The organism is Fibrobacter sp. UWR3 (assembly GCF_900143055.1).
GTDB lineage: Bacteria > Fibrobacterota > Fibrobacteria > Fibrobacterales > Fibrobacteraceae > Fibrobacter.
In genome coordinates this window covers 294,287-316,647 of record NZ_FRCW01000004.1, presented here as the reverse complement: position 1 = coordinate 316,647, position 22,361 = coordinate 294,287, and the positions used below count along the sequence as shown (strand labels likewise).

At 54.4% G+C, this 22,361-nt stretch carries 22 protein-coding genes and 2 tRNA genes; 13 read left to right on the top strand and 11 right to left on the bottom strand.

Annotation, left to right across the window (positions count from 1 at the left end; translation table 11 throughout):
• Positions 1 to 5: 5 nt before the first annotated feature.
• The 4 genes from pnp to BUA44_RS15030 all read right to left on the bottom strand — a co-directional run bounded on the left by pnp (position 6) and on the right by BUA44_RS15030 (position 4,568).
• Complete coding sequence (gene pnp / locus BUA44_RS07190) at positions 6 to 2,228, bottom strand: polyribonucleotide nucleotidyltransferase (RefSeq protein ID WP_369806413.1); 2,223 nt, start codon at positions 2,226 to 2,228, stop codon at positions 6 to 8.
• Between the two features lie 57 nt (positions 2,229 to 2,285).
• Complete coding sequence (rpsO, locus tag BUA44_RS07185) at positions 2,286 to 2,558, bottom strand: 30S ribosomal protein S15 (RefSeq protein WP_072810239.1); 273 nt, start codon at positions 2,556 to 2,558, stop codon at positions 2,286 to 2,288.
• 684 nt (positions 2,559 to 3,242) lie between these two features.
• Positions 3,243 to 3,365 (bottom strand): hypothetical protein, encoded by a 123-nt coding sequence (locus BUA44_RS15930; RefSeq protein WP_255370480.1) that lies wholly within the window; start codon positions 3,363 to 3,365, stop codon positions 3,243 to 3,245.
• A gap of 78 nt (positions 3,366 to 3,443) precedes the next feature.
• The gene (locus tag BUA44_RS15030) at positions 3,444 to 4,568 is read right to left on the bottom strand and encodes an FISUMP domain-containing protein (RefSeq protein WP_083579520.1); all 1,125 of its coding nucleotides are present in this window, start codon (positions 4,566 to 4,568) and stop codon (positions 3,444 to 3,446) included.
• A gap of 95 nt (positions 4,569 to 4,663) precedes the next feature.
• On the opposite strand from BUA44_RS15030, the gene BUA44_RS07175 reads away from it, so the two are divergent.
• Complete coding sequence (locus BUA44_RS07175) at positions 4,664 to 5,626, top strand: DHH family phosphoesterase (protein WP_072810235.1); 963 nt, start codon at positions 4,664 to 4,666, stop codon at positions 5,624 to 5,626.
• 82 nt (positions 5,627 to 5,708) lie between these two features.
• Here the strand turns inward: BUA44_RS07175 and BUA44_RS07170 are convergent, their stop codons facing one another.
• Both BUA44_RS07170 and BUA44_RS07165 read right to left on the bottom strand, forming a co-directional pair.
• Positions 5,709 to 6,413: a LysE family translocator gene (locus BUA44_RS07170; RefSeq protein ID WP_072810233.1), complete on the bottom strand. Its 705-nt coding sequence runs from the start codon at positions 6,411 to 6,413 to the stop codon at positions 5,709 to 5,711.
• Positions 6,414 to 6,466: 53 nt separating this feature from the next.
• Positions 6,467 to 6,850 carry a zinc ribbon domain-containing protein gene (locus tag BUA44_RS07165; protein ID WP_072810230.1) on the bottom strand — a complete coding sequence of 128 codons (384 nt, stop codon included), beginning with the start codon at positions 6,848 to 6,850 and terminating at the stop codon, positions 6,467 to 6,469.
• A gap of 123 nt (positions 6,851 to 6,973) precedes the next feature.
• Between BUA44_RS07165 and mraY the strand changes: the two genes are divergently transcribed.
• Positions 6,974 to 8,122, top strand: coding sequence for a phospho-N-acetylmuramoyl-pentapeptide-transferase (gene mraY, locus BUA44_RS07160; RefSeq protein WP_072810228.1), 1,149 nt, complete (start codon positions 6,974 to 6,976; stop codon positions 8,120 to 8,122).
• A gap of 17 nt (positions 8,123 to 8,139) precedes the next feature.
• Here mraY and BUA44_RS07155 read toward each other — a convergent pair whose 3' ends face one another.
• Together BUA44_RS07155 and BUA44_RS07150 are read right to left on the bottom strand one after the other, a co-directional pair.
• Positions 8,140 to 8,949 (bottom strand): fibrobacter succinogenes major paralogous domain-containing protein, encoded by an 810-nt coding sequence (locus tag BUA44_RS07155; RefSeq protein WP_178348758.1) that lies wholly within the window; start codon positions 8,947 to 8,949, stop codon positions 8,140 to 8,142.
• 10 nt (positions 8,950 to 8,959) lie between these two features.
• Positions 8,960 to 9,667, bottom strand: coding sequence for an FISUMP domain-containing protein (locus BUA44_RS07150; RefSeq protein WP_072810223.1), 708 nt, complete (start codon positions 9,665 to 9,667; stop codon positions 8,960 to 8,962).
• A gap of 73 nt (positions 9,668 to 9,740) precedes the next feature.
• Between BUA44_RS07150 and BUA44_RS07145 the strand changes: the two genes are divergently transcribed.
• From BUA44_RS07145 to BUA44_RS07130, 4 genes are all read left to right on the top strand, one after another.
• Positions 9,741 to 11,075, top strand: coding sequence for a UTP--glucose-1-phosphate uridylyltransferase (locus BUA44_RS07145; RefSeq protein ID WP_072810220.1), 1,335 nt, complete (start codon positions 9,741 to 9,743; stop codon positions 11,073 to 11,075).
• Positions 11,076 to 11,102: 27 nt separating this feature from the next.
• Complete coding sequence (locus BUA44_RS07140) at positions 11,103 to 12,137, top strand: LpxL/LpxP family acyltransferase (RefSeq protein ID WP_072810218.1); 1,035 nt, start codon at positions 11,103 to 11,105, stop codon at positions 12,135 to 12,137.
• 201 nt (positions 12,138 to 12,338) lie between these two features.
• A complete protein-coding gene (locus tag BUA44_RS07135) occupies positions 12,339 to 12,830 on the top strand; it encodes a Smr/MutS family protein (RefSeq protein ID WP_083579519.1) in 492 nt (163 codons plus the stop codon).
• A gap of 81 nt (positions 12,831 to 12,911) precedes the next feature.
• A tRNA-Pro gene (locus BUA44_RS07130) sits at positions 12,912 to 12,985 on the top strand.
• Between the two features lie 295 nt (positions 12,986 to 13,280).
• Here BUA44_RS07130 and BUA44_RS07125 read toward each other — a convergent pair.
• Positions 13,281 to 14,408 (bottom strand): fibrobacter succinogenes major paralogous domain-containing protein, encoded by a 1,128-nt coding sequence (locus BUA44_RS07125; RefSeq protein ID WP_072810216.1) that lies wholly within the window; start codon positions 14,406 to 14,408, stop codon positions 13,281 to 13,283.
• 191 nt (positions 14,409 to 14,599) lie between these two features.
• Between BUA44_RS07125 and BUA44_RS07120 the strand changes: the two genes are divergently transcribed.
• The gene (locus BUA44_RS07120) at positions 14,600 to 15,142 is read left to right on the top strand and encodes a TlpA disulfide reductase family protein (RefSeq protein WP_072810212.1); all 543 of its coding nucleotides are present in this window, start codon (positions 14,600 to 14,602) and stop codon (positions 15,140 to 15,142) included.
• Between the two features lie 261 nt (positions 15,143 to 15,403).
• On the opposite strand, the gene BUA44_RS07115 is transcribed toward BUA44_RS07120, so the two are convergent.
• Positions 15,404 to 15,477 (bottom strand) — tRNA-Arg (locus BUA44_RS07115).
• Between the two features lie 96 nt (positions 15,478 to 15,573).
• Here BUA44_RS07115 and BUA44_RS07110 point away from each other — a divergent pair.
• The 5 genes from BUA44_RS07110 (at position 15,574) to BUA44_RS07090 (ending at position 19,597) form a co-directional block, all read left to right on the top strand.
• On the top strand, positions 15,574 to 15,945 hold the full coding sequence (locus BUA44_RS07110; RefSeq protein ID WP_072810210.1) for a hypothetical protein: 372 nt from the start codon (positions 15,574 to 15,576) through the stop codon (positions 15,943 to 15,945).
• A 106-nt stretch (positions 15,946 to 16,051) separates the two neighbouring features.
• Positions 16,052 to 16,576 (top strand): HD domain-containing protein, encoded by a 525-nt coding sequence (locus tag BUA44_RS07105; protein WP_072810207.1) that lies wholly within the window; start codon positions 16,052 to 16,054, stop codon positions 16,574 to 16,576.
• A 63-nt stretch (positions 16,577 to 16,639) separates the two neighbouring features.
• Positions 16,640 to 17,404, top strand: a complete 765-nt coding sequence (locus tag BUA44_RS07100) for an EI24 domain-containing protein (RefSeq protein ID WP_072810204.1) — start codon at positions 16,640 to 16,642, stop codon at positions 17,402 to 17,404.
• Between the two features lie 104 nt (positions 17,405 to 17,508).
• A complete protein-coding gene (gene serC / locus BUA44_RS07095; protein WP_072810201.1) occupies positions 17,509 to 18,615 on the top strand; it encodes a 3-phosphoserine/phosphohydroxythreonine transaminase in 1,107 nt (368 codons plus the stop codon).
• Between the two features lie 91 nt (positions 18,616 to 18,706).
• Positions 18,707 to 19,597, top strand: coding sequence for a hypothetical protein (locus BUA44_RS07090; protein WP_072810199.1), 891 nt, complete (start codon positions 18,707 to 18,709; stop codon positions 19,595 to 19,597).
• A 27-nt stretch (positions 19,598 to 19,624) separates the two neighbouring features.
• On the opposite strand, the gene BUA44_RS07085 is transcribed toward BUA44_RS07090, so the two are convergent.
• Positions 19,625 to 20,167: a hypothetical protein gene (locus tag BUA44_RS07085; protein ID WP_072810196.1), complete on the bottom strand. Its 543-nt coding sequence runs from the start codon at positions 20,165 to 20,167 to the stop codon at positions 19,625 to 19,627.
• Positions 20,168 to 20,445: 278 nt separating this feature from the next.
• Between BUA44_RS07085 and htpG the strand changes: the two genes are divergently transcribed.
• Positions 20,446 to 22,332 (top strand): molecular chaperone HtpG, encoded by a 1,887-nt coding sequence (gene htpG / locus BUA44_RS07080; RefSeq protein ID WP_072810194.1) that lies wholly within the window; start codon positions 20,446 to 20,448, stop codon positions 22,330 to 22,332.
• Positions 22,333 to 22,361: the final 29 nt, after the last annotated feature.

Sequence of the window (22,361 nt, the reverse complement as noted above, 5' to 3'; positions counted from 1 at the left end):
TGAAGTTAGCCTTCAGCAGGTGCTTCAGGTGCAGCCGGAGCTTCAGAAGCGGCATCGGCAGCCGGAGCTTCAGCAGCCGGGGCAGCCTTCGGAGGGAGGAGCGCCTTCATAGAAAGCTTCACCTTGCCCTTCGGGTCCACACCGAGGCAGAGCACTTCGACTTCGTCACCCACGTGAACGACGTCTTCGACCTTCTCGACGCGGTGGTCGGCAAGTTCGGAGATGTGCACGAGGCCGTCGCGACCCGGGAGGATTTCGACGAACGCGCCAAACGGCTGGATCGTCTTCACCTTGCCCTTGTACTTGCGGCCCGGTTCGGGTTCGGCAGTGAGCTCTTCGATCATGCGGCGGCAGACTGCAGCGGCCTTGCCACTCGGAGCGGCAATGTCGATGTTGCCATCGTCGTCAATGTTGATCGTGCAACCCGTCTGAGACTGCATGCCCTTGATCACGGAACCACCGGAACCGATGACGTCGCGAATCTTGTTGGTCGGGATGCGCATCTTGATCATGGTCGGCGCCTTCTCGGAAACCTTCGGACGCGGAGCGGCGAGGCCGAGTTCAGCCATCTTGCCGAGAATGTGCAGACGGCCTTGGCGAGCCTGTTCCAGAGCTTCGCGCATGAGTTCCGGCGTAATGCCGCGGATCTTGATATCCATCTGGAAGGCAGTGATACCTTCGGCAGTACCCGTCACCTTGAAGTCCATATCGCCGAGGTGGTCTTCCGTACCGGTGATGTCGGTCAAGATCTTGATCTTGCCGCCTTCCTTCACGGAACCCTTTTCGGAGATGAGGCCCATAGCGACACCTGCGACCGGAGCCTTGATAGGAACGCCAGCGTCCATCAAGCTGAGGCAGCCACCGCAAACAGAGGCCATGGAAGAAGAACCGTTGGATTCCTGAATTTCGGAAACCACGCGGATGGTGTACGGGAAGTCTTCCGGCAGCGGAAGAACGGCAGCGAGAGAACGTTCGGCGAGGTGGCCGTGACCGATTTCGCGGCGGCTCATGCCTAGGCGTTTGCATTCACCCACGCAGTACGGCGGGAAGTTGTAATGCAGCATGTAGCTCTTGGAGCCTTCGCCCTGCAGGCTTTCGTAGCGCTGTTCGTCGGCCTTGGAGCCGAGCGTGCAGACCACGAGACCCTGGGTTTCGCCACGCTGGAAGATCGCAGAACCGTGAGCGCTCGGGAGAACGCCCAGTTCAATTTCGATCGGGCGGACTTCGGTCGTCGTACGGCCGTCGAGGCGCACGTCCTCGTTCAGGATCATTTCGCGCATGGCAGTGCGTTCGTAGTCGCTGAAGATTGCCTTCGCGTCTGCAACGAGAGCAGGATCCTGTTCTTCGTCCTTGCCAATGATAGCGAGAATGCGTTCGTCTTCGAGCATCTTCGCGCAGAGGTCTGCCATAGCCGGATAGAAGTCGGTCTTCACCATGTTGGAGTGGACGTCCTTGTTCAGTTCGTCCCACACGACTTCCTTCACCGTGGCGAGAAGCTTTTCGTGGGCTTCGCCAACGTGCTGCGGCTTGAGTTCCATCTTGGGCTTAGCGCAGCGGTCCACCAGTTCCTGTTGGGCCTTGCACATGAGCTTGATGGCTTCGTGACCGGCGAGAATTGCGTTGATCATCGTGTCTTCGGACACTTCGTAGGCACCGCCTTCCACCATGCAGACGGAATCTTCGGTACCGGCGACCACCAGGTCCAGATCGGCGCAGGCCATCTGTTCGTAGGTGGGCATCACGATGTTCTGACCATCGACCACGGCCACGCGCACGGCGGCAACCTGCTGTTCGAAGGGCAGTTCAGAAAGACCGATGGAGAGGGATGCTGCAGACACGCCGAGCACATCCGGTGCAAACTTGCGGTCAGCAGAAAGAACCTGCACAATCACCTGGACTTCGCGCGTGAAGTTCTCGGGGAACATCGGGCGAATCGGGCGGTCGATGATACGGGCAGAGAGAGTTTCCTCGTCGGAGGGGCGACCGGCTTCGCGCTTGTTGTAGCCGCCCGGGAGGCGACCAGCAGCGTAGGCCTTTTCGCGATATTCGACGGTCAGCGGGAAGAAATCGCCTTCCTTCTCTTCGCCGTAGCAGACAGTAGAGAGCACGAACGCGTCGCCCATCTTGGCGACTGCGGCACCGCGTGCCTGCTTGGCAATACGGCCCGTTTCGAACGTGATGACGCGGCCGTCAGGGAGCGTAACCGACACTTCCTTCGGGTCGAGCATCTTGCCGTATTTTTGATGGTATGCGTCAATAGACATAGATTATCTCCAGTCCGCAGATTAGCCGCGGAGACCGAGTTCCTTGATGAGAGCACGCTGAGCGAGAATATCCTGCTCACCGTAGTACTTGAGGAGGTTGCGGCGCTTGGCAACCATGGCAGACAGACCACGGAGGGAGTGGAAGTCCTTCTTGTGGCTCTTGATGTGTTCCGTCAGATTCTTGATCTTTTCCGTGAGGATTGCGATCTGGACGCGGACGTTACCGGTGTCCTTTTCGTTTGCACCAAACTTGGCGGTGAGTTCTGCAGCTTTTTCCTTAGTGATAGTAGCCATTATAGCCATTCCTTTTTTTGATTGTTGTTTCATTACATGTTTTTGTCCGAGTTTCCCTGCTCTTGCACCAGTGGAATTGGCGAATCTGGTCACAGGACCCAGTCAAAAATGCAATTTGGGGGGAAATATAGTATATAGTTTGGCGGGCGATTGCACGAAAAAAGCAGAAATTGGGTGTAAAAACGGCCTAAAATGTCATTGCGAGGCCAGCCACACTCTTGTCATCCCCGGCTTGACCGGGGATCTCCTTTCCTTACAAAGGGGGACGCCTCCCCCTGGCTCCTGCGGCTCGTCATCCCCGCGCAGGCGGGGATCTTTTCAAAGAGGTAAAAAACGGCAAAAGAAAAAAAAATGTCATCCCCGCGCAGGCGGGCGGACAGCACTTAGCACTTTAGTGCTTAGTGCGCGTGGCCACCAAGGTGGGGATCTTTTCAAGCAGGTTCAGACCTGCTTTTCGTTAAAGAGTTTGCTTCGAGGTCCATTTCGCACGCAGACAAAATCACTTCGTTCCATTGTCTGCTTAGCAAAACGCCCCTCTCCGCAAAGAATCACGAGAGTGACTCTGGGAAAAGACTGTTTATCGCAGGAACGTTCCGATGCAGGTGCTGCGAAAGCCTCGTGACTAGTTAGTCCCATCGGCCTTCGCGAACAGCGGGTTTCGTATTAAACTGCAAGGAGATGTTTCTAGGCTTCCATAATCAGGCGCGGTTCGAGGGATTCGATTTTGTAGTTATTGCGGGTGGACTTTTTTGCCTTGGAAGCAGACTTCTTGGTGTTCTTGTTGTTGGACTTGACGTTCTTGGACATGATTTTGGCCCTTTTAGGTAAAAAAATTGGACAGGAAAAGCTTTTGCTTTTCCTAAAAAAGTGATGGTTTTGATGTTTTTATTCTTCTAGTTTAGTACAGCGGACGGAGAAGCCGGCGGTTTTCAACTCTCCATCATCAGATTGGGGCGCACGGTTGTTTGTGGCTGACACGTAACCCACTGTTGAGTATACAGTCTTATCATAATCGTGTTCTCGCGGGTAAAACCAGAAGACACTTTTTTTAAGGAAATCACCCCCCCCCTCAATAGTTCTTGCTCCCGCACCAGTCAGGGAGAATCCGCTGGTATTCGTTCCGCTGAAACCATATGTAGAGCGCAGCCCCTTTACGCCGTCATTATTGATATCCTCATACCCCATCACAACACAATAATCATCATACGTAAACAACCTCCAACCATCAGGGCAGATTCCCTGGTGGTTTTCCTGAATAAGGTCGGCGCAGCTCTCGGTATTGCAGCGGCTCGGCAGCTGCATCATCTCGGCCCACTGGTAGAGGCCACCGAACTCGTCGCACTTGGTGGTATCGTTATTGTAGCAATAGCGCTCTATCTTGGTGTCGTCATTCTGGTCGTTTTCGCCGAGCACCATATCACCGATATTCAGGTTCTCGGCCATCACGGTCACTGAATATCCCTTATATTCCGAGTAAATCGTGATGTAGTAATAACTGCGGCCATTGCGCGGGTCCTTAAAAGTTTTATATCTATCCTCACCTATACGCCAAGCACCAGCCAATGTTTGGGAATGGTCAAACGGCACATACTCGCTGCTGCTAGACTCGCTAGAACTCGATTTCGCACTGCTGCTCGATTTTGCAGAACTGCTACTGGATTTCGCAGAACTACTCGACAGATCCTCGACCGGAGCCGAGGATGACGAACGCACGGAGCTGCTGGATAGATCCTCGACCGAAGCCGAGGATGACGAGCGCACGGAGCTGCTGGACTTCGGTGTGACGCTGGACCCTTCGACAGGCTCAGGGACCTTAGAACTGCTACTCGACACGCTTGTCTCGCTTTCGCTCGACTGCGGTGTGACGCTACTGCTAGATAGATCCCCGGACGAGCCGGGGATGACAGAAGAAGAGGAATCTTCATCCCCCGGCCGAACGAAACTGCTCTCGTCGTCATCACAGGCGGCCACAAAAAATGCTAGACCCAATCCCAGCAAAAAACGCTTCATACAGAAAATCCTCCTACGTTACGTTGTATATTTAGCAAATTTTCCTTCTAGCCTCCACCCGGTTTTTATTATATTCCCCGCAAAAAGGATTGAACATGACGATTGACGAATTCCTGGGCGAAGCGAAGACGGTGGCGATTTTCGGGCACGTGAGGCCCGACGGCGACTGCGTGGGCAGCACCACGGCAATCTACAACTACATCCGCGACAACTTCCCGGGAATCCGCGCGGACCTGTTCCTCGAAAAGTTCCCCGAGAGCTACCGGATTCTGCGCGGGGCAAGCGATGCGCGCGAGGCCTACACCGCAGAATGCAACGGCGGGCAACCCTACGACCTCGCCTTCCTCATGGACACCCCGAGTTTCGAGCGCGTGGGGGCGAACGGCGCGGAATGCATCCGTGCCGCGAAAAAAACGATAAACATCGACCACCATATTTCTAACCCGCTGAACCTGTGCACCCTGAACCTCGTGGAACCCGAGGCGAGTTCCGCTTGCGAGGTGGTGTACGTGAACATCGACAAGGCGAAGGTCGGGCGCGAGACCGCGAACAGCCTGTACCTGGGCATAGTGCACGACACGGGCGCGTTCAAGTTCAGCAGCACGGGCAAGCGCACCATGCAGGTGGTCGGCGATTTGATCGAGAAGGGAATCGACTTCGCAAAAATCGTGAACGAGACGTACTACACGCGCACCTACAAGCAGACGCTCGTGACCGGGTTCGTGATGGAAAACTGCAAACTCGGGCTCGGCGGTAAAGTGGTCTACGCCCACATCACCCCCGAAGACATGGAACGTTTCGGCGTCACGCCCGTGGAACTCAGCAACGTCATCGACACCGTGCGGGAAGTCGGTGGCACCGAAGTGGCCCTGTTCCTGTACCCGGTGAACGGCAAGTACAAGATTAGCCTGCGCAGCAACTACATCGTGGACGTGAACGCGATTGCCCGCGAATTCGGCGGTGGCGGCCACACCCGTGCCGCCGGCGGCGATACCAGCGACGCGCCCGAAGTGACGATTGAAAAGATTCTCGAATTGGTGCAGAAGCAACTCACCTAAATGGAGATCCCCGCCTTCTCCCCAAAGAGGATAACTCTACTATGGCAACAAGTTGCCAAGTATCGTATAGCGGGGATGACCGTTAGAGCGCGAACAGCGCAATGGCGAGGGCGACAAACACGCAGCCGCTAAACCAGTTGAGGTTGCGGTTCGCCTTCGGGCTATTGAGCATAAACTTCTTCACGGCACCCGCAAGTAGCGCGATGGAGCCGAACACGATAAAGGTCGCCGTCACGAATTCCGCACCAAGAACTACCATCTGGAGTGACGGGCTCATGTCACGGCTCATGTCGACCGCCGGCGGGATAAACGAGAGCGCGAAAAGTACCGCCTTCGGGTTCGTGAGGTTCATGATGATGCCGCGCAGGTAGAGCCTGCGGAACGGGAGGCCCGCGCCTTCCCCACCCACAACAGCTTCGCCGCTCTTGGATTCTATCGCATCGCCCTCCGGGCTCGCTCCAGAATGACATTCGCCGGAATCCGCACCTTCCGAGCCCGCGTCAAGTTTCACGACGCCGGCACGGACCTGAAAACTCTTGTATGCAAGGTAGAGCAGGTATGCCGCCCCGCAGCACTGCAGCACGAAGAACGCAACCGGGCTAGCCGCAATCAGCGCTGACACCCCCACAATCAGGAGCGCCGTCTGCACGCAGATGCCCGTGCACAGCCCGCAAATCACGCTAAAGCCCGCCCGTGCGCCGTGGGTTGCGCTCTGGGCAAGCACAAACAGGTTGTCGGGGCCGGGGGCAAGCGCCACCACGAGGGCTGCTATGAAAAAGTTAAACATCTAAGTAGATCCTTCGACTCGCTACGCTCGCTCAGGATGACACAACGGAGACTTTACAATTTTTCCAGGAAGCTGTCCACATCCATCTCGTCGAGGCCCTTCTGCAGTTCCGCTAGCGCCTCGTCGGATATCGCGACAGCGGATTCGGACTCGCGCTCCTCGGCACGGGCGTTCGACTCATCCACGAGCTTCTTGAGGGACGCAGCGACCTCGCTTACCTCGCCCTCGCGCTTCATGACGGCGCTCAGCACGCGGTTCAGGCGTTCGCGGAGGCGCGCAAACTCCTCCCGGTCCAGTTCCGAAGTCACTCCGGCCATGTGCATCAGCGGGGTCTTGCACTTGGCACAGGCAAAGACCATCATGGACGAGGGCTCCCCGTCCAGCATGACGTTGAAGGTGGCTCCGCAATGGGGGCAATCGATACGCAATTCACTCATGCCCCATAATGTAGAAATTTCGGGCCGTCCAATGCCAACAGGGGCACAATATTTTATCTTTGCGGTGTATGGGACCCGAAACTTTAAACCTAACGGGAATCTAGCCCCGAGATTTTTATAACTATGCTCTGTCATTGGCTTTATCACGTTACCAGCATGGACATTTTCGATGGCCGTCTCTTCCGCGCAGGCTCGGCCGCCATGCTCTCCATCATCCTCGTGCTGTTCTTCATGCCCAAGTACATCCGCCTGCTGCAGGGGCTCGACGCCACCAGCGACTTCGACAAGGACGGCAAGACCAAGTCCCCACCCATCATGGGCGGGCTCCTCCTGGTGGTGGTGGTCGAGGTGGTTTCGCTCCTCGTCTGCAAGATGAACGGCTACACCATTTCGACGCTCGTGATTCTCGCGGCCTTCTCCGCCGTGGGCGCCATCGACGACATCGCGAAGGTCCGCGCCAAACGCCTCATCAAGCTCGGCAAGCTCAAGGCCGCCGACTACATGGACAAGGCCGACGGCATCTCCAGCAGCCTGCGCCTGTTCCTCTACTTCCTGTTCAGCCTTATCGTCGCGATTTTCTGCTACAAGTTCATCCCCGAGCTCAAGGGCGACCTGACCATCCCCTTCTGCCCCATCGACGTGTTCCAGCTGCACCTCCCCAACTGGATTTTTGTCGCCTTCATGACGTTCGTCATCGCGGCCAGCGCGAACGGGACGAACTTTACCGACGGTCTCGACAGCCTCGTTTCCGTGCCCATCCTTACCAGCATGATTTTCGTAGGGCTTGTCGCCTACGTGAGCGGCAACTTCATCTTCAGTACCTACCTGCACGTGCCGTACCTGCCCGGCTGCGATGAGCTATTCCCCATCGCCATGGCCATCGCGGGCGCACTGCTCGCCTACCTGTGGTTCAACAGCCCTCCCGCCGAAATCTACATGGGCGACGCGGGTTCCGTGGGCTTCGGCGCCACCATCGGCATCATGTTCATCTTGGTGCAGGCGGGGCTGTTCCTCCCCATCGTCTGCATCATCATCATCGCCGAGGCCTGCTCGGTGCTGCTCCAGATTCTCTGGTTCAAGTTCACCAAAAAAACAACCGGCACGGGCAAGCGCATTTTCCTTTGCGCGCCGCTCCACCACCACTACCAGAAAAAGTGGGAAGGCCGCTTCCCGAGCAAGCCCCTGATGAACTCGAAAATCGTGTGGCGCATGCACCTGATAAGCATCTTCGCGCTCATCGTGAGCATGGTGATATTCTTCGGATTAAGGTAATTTGGGCCGCCTCACTATTAATTTTTAAGGCAACGGACGGACAACAAGTTTCTCGTTTTTTGGCTATGGCCATCAACCATTTTGTCACGTTTATCAAAGCATATATCGTACACGTCCAGCTCACTATAGGCATAATCTGTCGATGTCCAGAAAATCGCAGATTCATATAAATCCCTGAATCCACTACCATGCAGATCCCTGAAGGCTCCGGCAGGCAAAACGGAAAAGCCATAGTCGTCAGTTCCTTCAGCATCGGGATTCATCCAGCCGGAAGTCGTCCTAAGTTTCGAAGCGGACGTATAAATTCCTCCCGCATAGGTATACAGAATTTTCCATTCATCCAGACTCGGCAAATGCCAGCCAGAGGGACAAACTTCCATAGCATCTGCCCACGAGTAAAGACGACCATAAAGGTCGCAATATTCTAGACTATCGTTGTAGCATTTGCTGCTTTCTGAAGCATAGTTCAAGTTTTCCGCCATCCAGGTCTGCTCACCGATATCAACCGTGCGGTAACTCTGCCCGTCGCGTTCATCCGCCAAGATGCCGTACTTGCAGTTATCATCTTCTTCATCACGACACGGAGACACGTACGGAATGGTATCAAGCCATGCATCCGAACTTGACGAACTGCGCTGTTCGCTGCTAGACGAGGAACGTGCAGAACTTGATGAATACGCGGAACTGGAGGAAAAATCGTCTTCGTCGTCCTGATAAGACCTGTAATCACCCCTTACAAGGAATGTGTCCGAATCATCGTCACTGCAGGCGAAAAGGAATGCAAGCGACAATGCGAACAAAACGTAAAAAAAAGCCGAATGTTTCATAAATCTCCTCTCAAATTTTGTCATTGACACAGCGGACGGATAAGTAGAAAGGTTTGTATTCCTCACTCACAAAAGCATGGCCTTTATCTAGGTAAAAAAAGTACGCCTGGTTCTGGTAATAATCATCAAACTCTGTAGAACTCCAAAAACAGGTAAGATTATCGCTAAAGTACTCAGTATCAACGTTGTGGTACCTTTTTACGTTTCTCATTCCTGCAGGAAGAGCAGAAAAACCATAAGCATCAGTGCCGTTTTCACCATCTTTCCAGCCGGTACTAGACCTAAGCACCGTAATAGCAACGGAATCGCCACCAACCATTTCAATAAGATTTTCAAATTCAGATTTTGTCGGCAAACGCCAATCCGTAGGGCAGTCAAACTTTGCACTAGCCCAAGTGTAAAGAGCTCCATACTTGGCACAATATTCTGCGGAATCGTTAAAACAGAGGCCCACATCATTGCTGAGATTTTCGGCCATCCACCACAGATTGCCTATTTTTACGGTCTTGTAAATTTTGCCACCACGATCCGTCACCGTTCCATATTCGCAATTGTCTTCGGTCTCCGTCTTGCAAGGTCCAAATTCTCTACTGCTCGATTCCGGCGAGACACTTGAAGACGAGATCTTTCCGTCCGGGCGCGAGATGAATTCGCTATCGCTGTCACCGCAGGCAACAAACATAGTTGCACACAACAAGGCACAAAGTAACCACTTCATATTTCCTCCTAATTAGGTATTCAAGTCTAAGATAGAAAAAAAGGACGGAACTGATATTTCTATATTAAGACGCATGGATATTATCGAGACTCTGAACGCGACCGGCCAGCAGGAACTGGCGGCGCACCTTGAAACACTCTCCGGGGATGCACGCAAGCTCCTCGAACGCGACATTCTAAGCCAGGACTGGGAAGAACTGAAGGCTCTCTACGCCGAAAAGTCAAGCGCGAGCAAGGCGGACAACGTATCTGCCGACCTGAAGCCCATGCCTTTCCGGATTGCGGAAGACAACCTGAAATACGACTACTGGAAAGAAATCGGAGAGATGCTGCTCGGGAAGGGCAAGGTGGCGGCGTTCCTCGTCGCGGGCGGCCAGGGTTCGCGCCTCGGGTTCGACGGCCCGAAGGGAATGTTCGATATCGGGCTCCCGAGCCACAAGAGTTTGTTCCAACTGCAGGCGGAGCGCTTGCAGAACCTCGCGGCTCGCGTAGGCCACCCGATTCCGTGGTGCATTATGACGAGCCCGCTGAACCACGAGGCGACCGTCAACTTCTTTACCGAACACAACTTCTTCGGGATGGACCGCGACAACATCCGCTTTTTTGAGCAGGGAACCATCTGCGCGCTTACGCCCGATGGCAAGGCCGTGCTCGACGGCGACAGGCTCGCTCTCGTACCCGATGGCAACGGCGGGTGCTTCCGCGCGCTTGCCCAGAGCGGTTCGCTCGCATGGCTCGTCGAGAAGGGTATAGAATACGTGTTCCTCTACAGCGTCGACAACGCGCTCTGCCGCATCTGCGACCCCGCATTCATCGGGGCTCTCGCCGACAACGGGATGATGGCCAGCGCATCGAAGGTCGTTCACAAGGCGAACGCGCAGGAACGCGTGGGCATTTTCGCCTTCCAGAACAACAAGCCCGGCGTGGTCGAATACAGCGACTTGCCCGAAGAATACCGCGACATGACAAATCCGGACGGAAGCCTGGTATTTGACGGCGGGAACCTCGCCATTCATTTGTTCAAAGTCTCGGCCCTGCGTAAGTTGCAGACTGGCAAACTCCCGTGGCACACGGCCCGCAAGACGGTTTGCGGCATCGAGAACTGCTTCAAGTTCGAGCAGTTTTTGTTCGATGCTTTCCCGCAGCTCGGCACCATGCTTCCCTTCGGTGTCATCCGCGAGGAGGAATTTAGCCCGGTCAAGAACGCGGAAGGCACGGACAGCCCGAAAACGGCCCGCACCATGATCGGCAAGCTCCACCGCGAATGGCTCGTGAAGGCGCATGTCGAGGTGAAGCCCGGCAAGCTCTACGAGGTCTCGCCCACAATCAGCTATGCAGGCGAAGGCCTTTCGCGACGCGTGTTCGAGCGCGAACTCGGAAGGAATATCCTGGAATTCGAGGACGCGTAATTCCTGATCGGCAGGCGCCGCGACCCCATGTACAAGTTCAAGGTAATTACATATAAATTATTGTTCAACATCCTGCTGCGGCTGCCGGACTTTTTCTACTCGTTCCTTTTCGCCATCGCATTCCCTGTCTACAAGGCGCTCCACACCGAGCGCGCTTACGGTCGTGTCGTAAAGCATCTGGATGCGGCTAGGGAGTATTTGGCAGCGCAAGATGAAGACCGTGCGCCGGGATTAAACAGTACAGCGTCGGAATTAAACTGTGCGCGGGTGTTAAACAGCGCTCCTTCTATTTTAAACTGCGCCGGCCCCTTGCAGAAAGTGACTGCACGCGACATGTTCCGCGGCATCTTCTGGAACGCGCTGGATTCTTACCGCGGCCTCGCCCGCTTCAAGAGCGTGGAACGCCGCATCGTGTTCGAGAACGAGGGCATCATCAAGGACGCCGTCGCTGAATGCGCAAAAAAAGGCGCCCCCATCGCAGGCATCAGCATCCACCAGGGGTCATTCGAACTCATGCACCGCGTGCTCTGCCGCTACAGCGAGCACGTGCACCTCATCACCGATTCCGTCGGGGATGCCGCCTTCCGCGACGTACTTGCAGAACTCCGCAGCGACCCGCACCTCACAGAATACCACCCCGAAGAGACCGGCAGGCTCATCCGCGAACTCTTCCGCACCAAGGGAATCCTCGCGATGGTCTATGACCAGGGGAAGAACACGAAGGGAAATACCGTCGAACTGTTCGGCCGACAAACCACGCTCTACCTGCGGCTCATCGAGAAAATCAACCGGATGGGAGCGGGCATCGTCACCTTCCGCACCTGGACAGAAATGCACGGCTCGCCCTCCCGCGACAGCAAGTACCCCGAAGGGAGCATCGTCATCCGGTTCGAAAACTACTACCCGCCTAAATACGACGAGACCGTTGCCAGCAAGGACGCAAGCCAGGCCGGAGAAAGCGCCCTCGTGAAGGACATTGCCCGCGAGACGGAGCGCTGGATAGCGGAGCACCCCGACCAGTGGAGCTGGAACTACCACGGGAATTTTATTACCCATCCCTAACGGGAAGGTATAAAATTCTTGCGGGCGGGGCCCCAGCTCGGAGTTGCGAAGGCCGCACGGGCCCCTCCCTGCACCCTCCCCATCCTTGGCCAACGCCTCCCTGGTAATAGCCGCTTATTACAATTATCAAAAGTTTATATTCTAAATTAAATCTGTTTATCGATGGCTATAAATGCCTATATTTGTGTCCGAGGATTTGAGATGCCCCTGAACGCAGAAGAAGAATTCCAGATGCAGTGGATTATGAACCACCGCATGGAAGACAAGGACGAGCAGATGCGCGTCGATGCGGAGAATGCCGCCGTGATGCGCCCCGCCCGCCTTGCGCGCGGGCGCAAGATGCGCCGCAACCCCGCGGCCTGGGACCTCCCCATGCCCGAAGACGAAATCGACCTGCACGGCATGACCGCAGACGAAGCCGCAGAGGCCGTCGAGCGGCGCATCGATGACCTAAACATCGCGGGCCTCAAGGTCCTGAGGGTCATCCACGGCGGCGGAAACCCGAGCTACGGGAACGTCAAGCGCATCATTGACCGCAAGGTTAGGTCCGAATGGAACCACCGCATCCGCCTGTACAAGGTCGAACCCGACAACGCAGGTTCGAGCATCATGGTCCTCGGGAAACCCGCCCAAAGCGACGCCCCCGCACGCCCCGACCCCAAAAAGGCCAAGAAAAACGCCCGAAAGAAGTAAATTTTGGGTATTTTTACAAATTTTTCGCCCCCTACCCCTTTGAAAACCCGCACTTTTTATCTATAATTGTGCCCACAAAACCGGAATATAGCTCAGCCTGGTAGAGCGCTTGCTTCGGGAGCAAGAGGTCGTGAGTTCGAATCTCGCTATTCCGATAAAAAGAAAAACCACCCTCCTGGGTGGTTTTCTTTTTATATCCGGAATAGCGAGAGATTCAGGACGAGCGACGTAGTCGTGAGTTCGACTAAATCGCCATTTGAACGCAGTGAATTTAGGCGATTTAGAGATTACGCCGCCAGGCGTAACCCGTAGGGCAAAAGTTGAACACCGTGAAACTTTTGTCAATCTCGCTATTCCGATGGGATGAGCGCCTGCGATTCCGACAGGAATGGCGTCCATCTCGCTATTCCGATAGGAAGAGCGATAGCGATGCCCAGCGAAATAGTGATCCTAGTCCTTCACACAACGCACCGTGAGCGCGATGTTCTTACCGGTGTCGCCCAGGGACGCATTGAGGCCGAAGCAGCTCAAGCTCATGTAGTACGCGTTGCTGCTATTGTTCTCAACCGAACTCCAGAAGAACGCGTAGTCGCCCTCGTAGCCGTAATTCCCGCTGTGGCCCCTGATGCCGGCAGGGAGTACCGAGAACCCGAAAGCATCCGTGCCGTTGCCGCTATAGCTCCAGCCTTCCTTGGACTTTAAATATCTGCCTGCGAACTGTTTATCGCCAACAGATCCGATCAATGTTTCAAATTCCGCCTTACTCGGCAAGTGCCAACCGCTCGGACAAGCCCTTAACGCATCATCCCATTTATAAAAGCGACCGTACTTGGCACAGTTGCTTTCCTCTTTGTCATAGCAGAAGCTAGAGTCCGCTTTGTAGTTCAGGTTCTTCGCCATCCAAGTCTGCGTACCGATTTTAAGAGTCTTGTAGGTTTGACCATCGCGAGAATCAGTCACCGAGTCCACGGTCACTTCGGTTGCAGGAACAACAGTTTCGTCCTTTATACAACGGACCGACCACCTGAAGTCCTTACTGCCGGATTCCAGGTTCACACTGTCGGCGCCAAAGTTCAACAGCAAGCCGAACGCTTTGTCGCAATCTTTCTCCATAGAACCCCAGAAGAGCGTGAGGTAGCCCTCAACGATGTAACGCCCACTGTTGTCCTTTGCGCCAGCAGAGAGCGCCGAGAACCCAAAATCATCCGTGCCGTTGCCGTTATTGTTCCAGCCTTCCTTGTTCTTTAATTTTTTGCCTGCGACCTGTTTACCGCCGGCAGATTCGTACAATGTTTTAAAATCAATATTGCCCGGCAAATGCCAACCTACAGGGCAAGCATATAGCGCAGCCTTCCAAGAGTACAAACGGCCATGCTTTTTGCAATTTGATTCGTCGTCATTATAGCAATAGCTATCCTGCACCTCGTAATTCAGGTTCTCCGCCATCCAGGTCTGGTCGCCAATCTTCACAGTCTTATATTTTTTCCCGTCACGTTTATCGACCAAGGTTCCTTGCGTCTCCGCAAAACCAGAGACCGCCAAAAGTGCTACCAAGATGAAAAGAAGCCTATTCTTCATAACAAAATCCTTTACCTCTGTTCAATTATATATTTTTTCCACCTACCCCCACCAAAAATGTGATTAAAATTCCCTTTTTGCGACAAAAACGCGAAATTTTGCGTTTTCATGACACTTTTCACGCCATTTTTTGGTATTTTACAAGGCGTGAAAGGCCGTTCATACCGGCCAAACGATTTTCAGGAGTATCTATGCGATTCGCAAAACGTATTTTGACATTATTGACTTTGACCGCCACCATGTCGCTGGCCCAGCTAGCCCCCGAACCGCAGATGGCAGACGTGCCCCTCATGAAGGATTCCGCGGGGACCGCCATCAAGATGGATTTCAGCCTGCCGCTCTCCGGAGTGAGCGACCCGGGCATTCTCTTTAGTCACTTTGCCAAGCGCCCGCTGATGATATACTACTTCAGTCCCAAGTGCCCGCACTGCCAGAAGCACATGCCCGAAGTGCAGGCCATCATGAAGGAATACGAGGCGGCAGGAGTCACGGGTATCGCAATCGCTATTGGCGGGAACATCAAGAAGAACGACATCCGCATGTTCATCGACCAGTTTAAAGTGGTCATTCCGGTATTCCAGGACGGCTCGCAGAAATTCGGCCCGCTCTACGGCAACGGCTACGTGCCGGTGCTCTACCTCGTGATGCCTGACGGCACGTTCTACCGCTACGAGAGCATGGACGAGTCGCACATCAACCACCTGCGGACGATGCTGAACAAGATAAAGAAATAAGCCGGATTTTTCACGGCGGGAGGCTGCTCGGCAAAGCCGAGCAGTTATTGCTTGGGCTCGAAAATAAATTGAGGGGACTCACGGCGGGAGGCTGCTCCGCTTCGCGTAGCAGCTCCGGCTTCGGCTCGGATATGCCGGCGAACAAGTTCGCCGTCGCATCACTCGCCTTCTGCCGTAGTCGAACCCACACTCGCCCGCTCGTGGGTTCGACCACCCGCAAAAATAAAAACCCTGGACGCCAAATGGCGCCCAAGGTTTTTATACTCACGGCGGGAGTCGAACCCACGACCCGCTGCTTAGAAGGCAGCTGCTCTATCCAACTGAGCTACGCGAGCAAGTCGCGCACAATATAGAAAATTTCACCCAGTTTGTGCACAAACTTTCTTTTTATGCTATATTAAGAAAGGAAACTCCCCAAAAAGGACATTCAAATGACCGACGAACAATTCGAGAGACTCCTGCAAACGATTCAGGCACAGACCCGCGCACTGGAAGCCCAGGCCGAGGCGCTTGCAAAGATTGCAACCGCCGTAGCCAGCACGGAAACCGTACACACGGAACTCGCGACCGAAATCAAGCAACTCCGCAACGTGAACGTGCTCGGGACCGCCCTCAGCCTGTGCCGGTCCAGGTCTACAGAAAACAAGCCCCTGCAAGAAAGCGGAGGCCTCGCGGGCGCCATCGCCGACATCTGCAAGTTCGTCAATACGGGCAAGACCCCCGAAAACTGGAAGGATTACATCACGAACGAGATTTACGTGAAGACGTTCTCCGGCAAACCGCTAAAAATGGAAGAAATCTGACAATCATTCCATTTTGGACGATAATGCAACAAACTCTCCGGTTCATTTTATATATATTGTGCTAGAGCCCACCGGGCAAACAAGTTTTTTATCACAAGGAACAAACATGCTCTCTTACGCAGACGCCTACAAGATTGCCGCCGAAGTCCACAAAGACCAGAAGGACAAGGCCGGCGGCCCCTACATTGACTTTCTCCAGAACGTTGCGGATTACCTCAAGAACAAGGGCGAATCCGAAGACGTACAGGTTCTTGCGATTCTGCAGGACCTGATTACGGGCGCCACCAAGAAGACCCCCGAAGAAGTCATCGCGATGGGCGTTCCGGCAGACATGGTCGAACTTATCCAGAAGATGACCTACCACAAAAACCAGGGCTGGATTGACGAGTACAGCTGCAGGCTCATGGAAAAGGGCGTACCCGCAGAAGACGCAACTTACGACGCCCGCGAGAAGGACTTTGTGCGCTTCGTGGAAACCCTCAAGGACAATCCCATCGCAGCAAAAGCCAAGAGCGCCATCTTGAACGTGCTCATGGAAGACAAGTACATCCACAGGCAGGAACGACGCGAACTCAAGACGAAGTTCCGCCTCAAGAAGTACAAGGCCGCCATCGAAGCCCTCGGCGTGTAGACCCCAAACAACACCGTTTCGCCCCGCATCGCGGGGCATTTTTTATAAGGGAAAAATCAAGGAATGAATCGAATAAAGGAACAGATTGTAAGCGGACTCGCCGCATACCCAAAGGCGCTCCGTCTGATATGGACAAACAAACTCACCAAGTACCTGGCGCTGCCCGTCGTCCTTAACATCATCGTGGTTGTCGCGCTCCTATTCTCCGGAGTCGGCATCGGGGACTGGATTAACGGCATCATCGAGCGGCACACCGAGAACATGAACAGCTGGATACAGGCCGGCATGGTCGCCATCAAGATAGTCCTCCCCATCATATTCTTCATCGTCTTCATTTTCATCGGCGGCACCATCGTGAACGTCTTGATGTCGCCCATCTACACGATGCTTTCAGAAAAGGCCGAAACCATCCTCACCGGCAACGAGTTCCCGTTCGACGCGAAGCAGACCCTGAAGGACATCTGGAGAGCACTCCTCATCGCCCTCCGGAACACGGCAAAGCAACTGCTGCTGACCGCACTCTGCCTCCTCCTGAACCTGATTCCCGTCGTCGGGAGCGTAATCTCGATTTGCCTGATTTTCATCATCAACGCCTACTACTTCGGGAGCGGCTTCATGGACTACACCTTCGAGCGCTGGCGTTACTCCGTCAAAGACAGCCTCAAGGGCACGAGCGAGCTGAAGTACCTGGCTATTGCGAACGGCGCCATCTATTCCTTGCCGCTATACCTGTTCTGCGGGGCTTTTATCGCGGCTTTCATCGGGGGCGTTTCTGCCGTAGCCGCGACAATTTCACAAATAGAGATAAAGGGAAAAACGAGGCGATAGGTAGCACCCGTAGACCATTGCCGAGCAGGGCGCAATTTGCTATTTTTACGCCCGTAAATTTATAGTCCGGGACGTTCCCCGGCAAAACAAAAAGGAACACAACCATGGCAAATAAGGTCTATAACTTTAGCGCAGGCCCGTCCGTCCTGCCCGAACAAGCACTCAAGGAAGCATCTGCTGCATGCATCGACTACGCGAACAGCGGCATCAGCATTCTCTCCATGAGTCACCGTTCAAAGCCGATCGAAAACATGTTCGCCGAAACCGAACAGTTCCTCCGCGACTTGATGGGCATTCCCGAGAACTACGACATCGTCTTCCTCGGTGGTGGTTGTTCACTCCTGTTCTGCATGCTCCCGATGAACTTCCTCGACCAGAACGCAACGGCCGACTACGCGCTGACCGGCGTTTGGGCCAACAAGGCCTGCAAGGAAGCCAAGCTGTTCGGTAACGTGAACGTCGCCTGCGACACTAAGGCTGATGTGTACAACCACATCGACAAGAACCTGAAGATGAGCGACAACGCCACGTACCTCCACGTGACTGCCAACAACACCATCTACGGTACGGAATGGCAGAGCTTCCCGAAGCCGAAGTCCGGCTTCCTCATGGCCGACGTGAGCTCCGACTTCCTCGCAAGGAAAATCAACGTTTCTGACTTCGGCGTTGTGTACGGCGGCGCCCAGAAGAACATCAGCTGCGCTGGCGTGACCGTGACCATCATCCGCAAGGACTTGCTCGGCAAGGTGAACCGCACCATCCCGACCATGCTGAACTTCCAGACCCACATCGACGCGAAGAACATGTTCAACACTCCGCCGGTATTTGCCGTGTACGTGATGAACCGCACGCTCAAGTGGCTCAAGGAATTCGGTGGCGTGGAAGCTATCGAAAAGGTGAACCGCTCCAAGGCAGCTCTCCTCTACAGCGCCCTCGACAACTCCAAGGTGTTCGTCGGTACCGCTGCCAAGGAAGACCGCTCCATCATGAACGTCCCGTTCGTGTTCAACAAGGACGTGGTCGCTGCCGACAAGGCTGACGATCTCGCCAAGGAATTCCTCGAATTCGCGAAGGCTCGCGGCCTCCAGCAGCTCAAGGGTCACCGCTCCGTGGGTGGCTTCCGCGCATCCATCTACAACGCGATGCCGGTCGAAGGCGTTCAGGCTCTCGTGGACTGCCTCGGCGACTTCGAGAAGAAGGTACTCGGCTAAGCGGCCAGACCATCCATTTTAAAAAGAGGTGCTCTTGACAGGGCGCCTCTTTTTGTGTTATTATTACAATATCAAGAAAGGAGAATAAATCATGAAATTCACCAAATTTCTATTTGCGGGCGCGTTTTGCGCAGGCGCCTTAACCACAAGCCTACATGCGGCGGAATGCAACGTCACCCACCATCAGGGCGGGGGCGGCAGCACCGACGTCTACATGGGCTACCCGGCGACAGCGCTCTACCTGTTCGAAGGCGACTACCTGGACCTCTCCAAGATGAGCCAGCGCGAGCCCGCGGTCAAGAACGCCTCCGGCACCGATACGGCATGGGTATACAGGTCCGCCCTGGATTCCACCATGATCGTGATTGTCACCGAGAAGGTGGTCAAGGTAGCACGAGTTTCCTATTCCGAAGACGAGAGCTCACGCGTCGATTCGCTTTTCAGCGTGAACCACAAAGACGTGTACAAGGACGAATTTCCGCGCCTGCAGAAGGCGGGCGTATTCAAGGGTACGGCGGAACAGGCAGATTCCCTCGTGAACCATGTATTTGATTTGTGCCAGAAGTTCTACTGCAAAGAATTGGGTTACTCCGGCTGTGAATTCAATCCGCCCGAGCTGAGAGGAAGAAACGGCGGGAAAGACGTCGATATGGTTGACATGCCTCTCGCACTTGCGACCGTTGCCGGAGAATTCACCATCCTTCTCGACACGCTGAACACGTGCCCGGACATCAAGTTTCCGCCCGAATCCACGACAGCCTCCCCCGCAATCCCGGGACTATCACAGGCAAGAATCAGCTTCGCGAAACTCGGCCAAAGCCGCTACCTGATTGCAGGCGCCAAGCCTAACGCCCAATACAAGGCGTTCAGCCTGAACGGCCAGCTGCTAAAGAGCGGAAACCTCGAAGGCAGAACCTTCGCTGCACCGGCACTCCCCGTCATCCTAATGCTAAGCGACGAGCAAAGGATTTACCTGAAGTAACGTAACTTACTTTATCTTGAACGTAATTTATTTCTGGTAGCGGGTGTACTCGCCCTCTTCCCAGTCACGCTCGTAATCTTCGCAGTCTTCCCTGAAGGATTCCGCATATGACGCGAGTCGTTCCAGCTTGACTTTTTCAAACTCAATCACGAAATACGAAACGCCTTCGCCACAATAGGAATCGGTAACATTTTTATCTGCAAGGTCTTCCCGCAGCGCCTGTTCGAATTCCAAACACATCTCGGCCTTATCCATCGGCGATATCTTGAAATAGGACTCTTCATAGTACTGCGAGCCGTTACCCGCATCGTCGAACACGATCCGTTCCACAAACCCCTTGTAGTTCGGGATATTCAACTTTATCTGGCTCCAGTTTTTGCCGTCGGAATCAACACCGATGGTCGCTTCGCAGTAAAAATCCGAGTCACCGCCTGCAGGAAAACTCCCCTTCGATTCCGCAGTTTTACCCGAGTCGCCCCCGTTTTCGGGAGAACCCGACGCGGAATCGTCGCAGGCACAGAACGCTACTGCCAGCGACAGGATAAACATGTTCAAGAACGCCTTTTTCATAAATCTCCTTTTAGCCCCAAAAAGCAGGCTTTTCCGAAATATAATATATTGGTGCACTTCGGCAAACTCAGCGCACCGGCTCAGCGACCTTATGTCGAACCACGGTTGGTGAGCTTGTCAAACCATTGGCACGGTTCTTGCAATTACTATAGCGAAAACAAGGCTGGGCCGTCAATTTGTTTCATTTTGAAACATTTTGACAGTCTAAACCGCTCGAAAATTAAACATAACGGAGATTCCCGCCTGCGCGGGAATGACAAAAAGGAAAAGGACGTAAAATGGCAACAGAGAAGATGGAATTCCAGACCGAAGTTCGCGACATGCTGAACTTGATGATCAACTCCCTTTACAGCAACAAGGAAATCTTCCTCCGCGAACTCGTTTCCAACGCGGCGGACGCACTGGACAAGCGCCGTTTCCTCTCGCTTTCAAACGCAGAACTCTTGCCGCAGGGCACGCAGCTGCGCATCGACATCTCGGTGAACAAGGAAGGCAAGCGCATCGTTGTGGAAGACAACGGTATCGGCATGAACAAGGACGACTTGATCAACTGCCTGGGCACCATCGCCCGTAGCGGCACCAAGAACTTCATCAAGAATTTGAAGGAAAGCGACAAGGGCAGAGTCGATCTCATCGGTCAGTTCGGTGTGGGCTTCTACTCCGTGTTCATGGTCGCAAAGAAGGTCGAAGTTTTGACCCTTAAGGCCGGCGAAACTCAGGGTTACCTGTGGTCTTCCGAAGGCACGGGCGAATTCGAGATTTCCGAAGCCCCGCGCGACAAGGTGGGCACCAAGATTACTTTGTACCTGAAGGACGACGAAGACGCCGAAGACTTCGCAAGCGAATGGAAAATCAAGGACATCGTCCAGAAGTACAGCGGCTTCGTGAGCTACGGCATTTACTTCCACCCCGAAGCAACGAAGAACGACAAGGGCGAACTCGAAGAAAAGCCCGAAGAACGTTTGAACGAAAAGCAGGCATTGTGGCGCCAGAGCGAAAAGGAAGTCACCGAAGAACAGTACAAGGACTTCTACAACGTCATCAGCCACGAAGCCGACGAACCGGCCGCTTGGAGCCACAGCCACGCCGAAGGTTCCCAGGAATTCTGGAGCCTCGTGTACATTCCGTCCAAGGCCCCGTTCAACATCTGGCACAACGATGCACTGCACGGACTCAAGCTCTACGTGAAGAAAGTCTTTATCATGGACGACTGCAAGGACCTGCTGCCGCCTTGGCTCCGTTTTGTGCGCGGCGTGGTAGATAGCGAAGACTTGCCGCTGAACGTGTCCCGCGAAATCTTGCAGAACAACAAGATTATCACCAACATCCGCAAGCACGTCATCAAGAAAGTGCTCGACACCTTGCAGAACATGGCCGACAAGGATGCCGCGAAGTACAACGCCTGGTGGCGCGAACTCGGCATGGTCTTGAAGGAAGGCTTCTACATGAACTGGGAACATCTTGACGAACTCAAGAAGCTGCTCCGCTTCGAAAGCACCAAGACGGAGGGCGACGCTCTCGTGGGCCTTGACGAATACGTGAAGCGCATGCCGGAAGGCCAGAAGGAAATCTACTACCTCATCGGCGACAAGAACGCCGTGAAGTCCAACCCGATGCTCGAAGCTTTCAAGGCCAAGGGCTACGAGGTGTTGCTCATGAGCGACGGCATCGATGAATTCATGATGTCGAGCCTCACCGAATTCGGCGACAAGAAGTTCCACGACATCGCCCGCGGCGACGTGGATTTCGAAAAGACCGAAGACGAAAAGAAGGCCGAAGAAGCCAACAAGGGAATCTTTAAGGGCCTCTGCGAAAACCTGCAGAAAGTCTTGGACGAAGACATCAAGGAAGTCCGCGTGTCTAGCCGCCTGAAGGATAGCCCCTGCTGCCTCGTGACGAGCGAAGACGCCATGAGCGCCCAGATGGAACGCATGATGAAGGCCATGGGCCAGAAGAACTTGCCGAAGTCCAAGCGCATTCTGGAAATCAACCCGACGCACCCGATTTGCGAAATGCTCAAGAAGAAGGTCGAAGCGAAGGAAGATTTGGGTGACTGGCCGAAGGCCCTCTACGGTCAGGCTCTGCTTGCCGAAGGTTCTCCGCTTCCGAACCCGGCTGAATACGTCAGTGCGATTACAAAATTGCTGACAGCAAGTGTGAAGTGACGCTAAATACAACCACATTTACGAGAAGC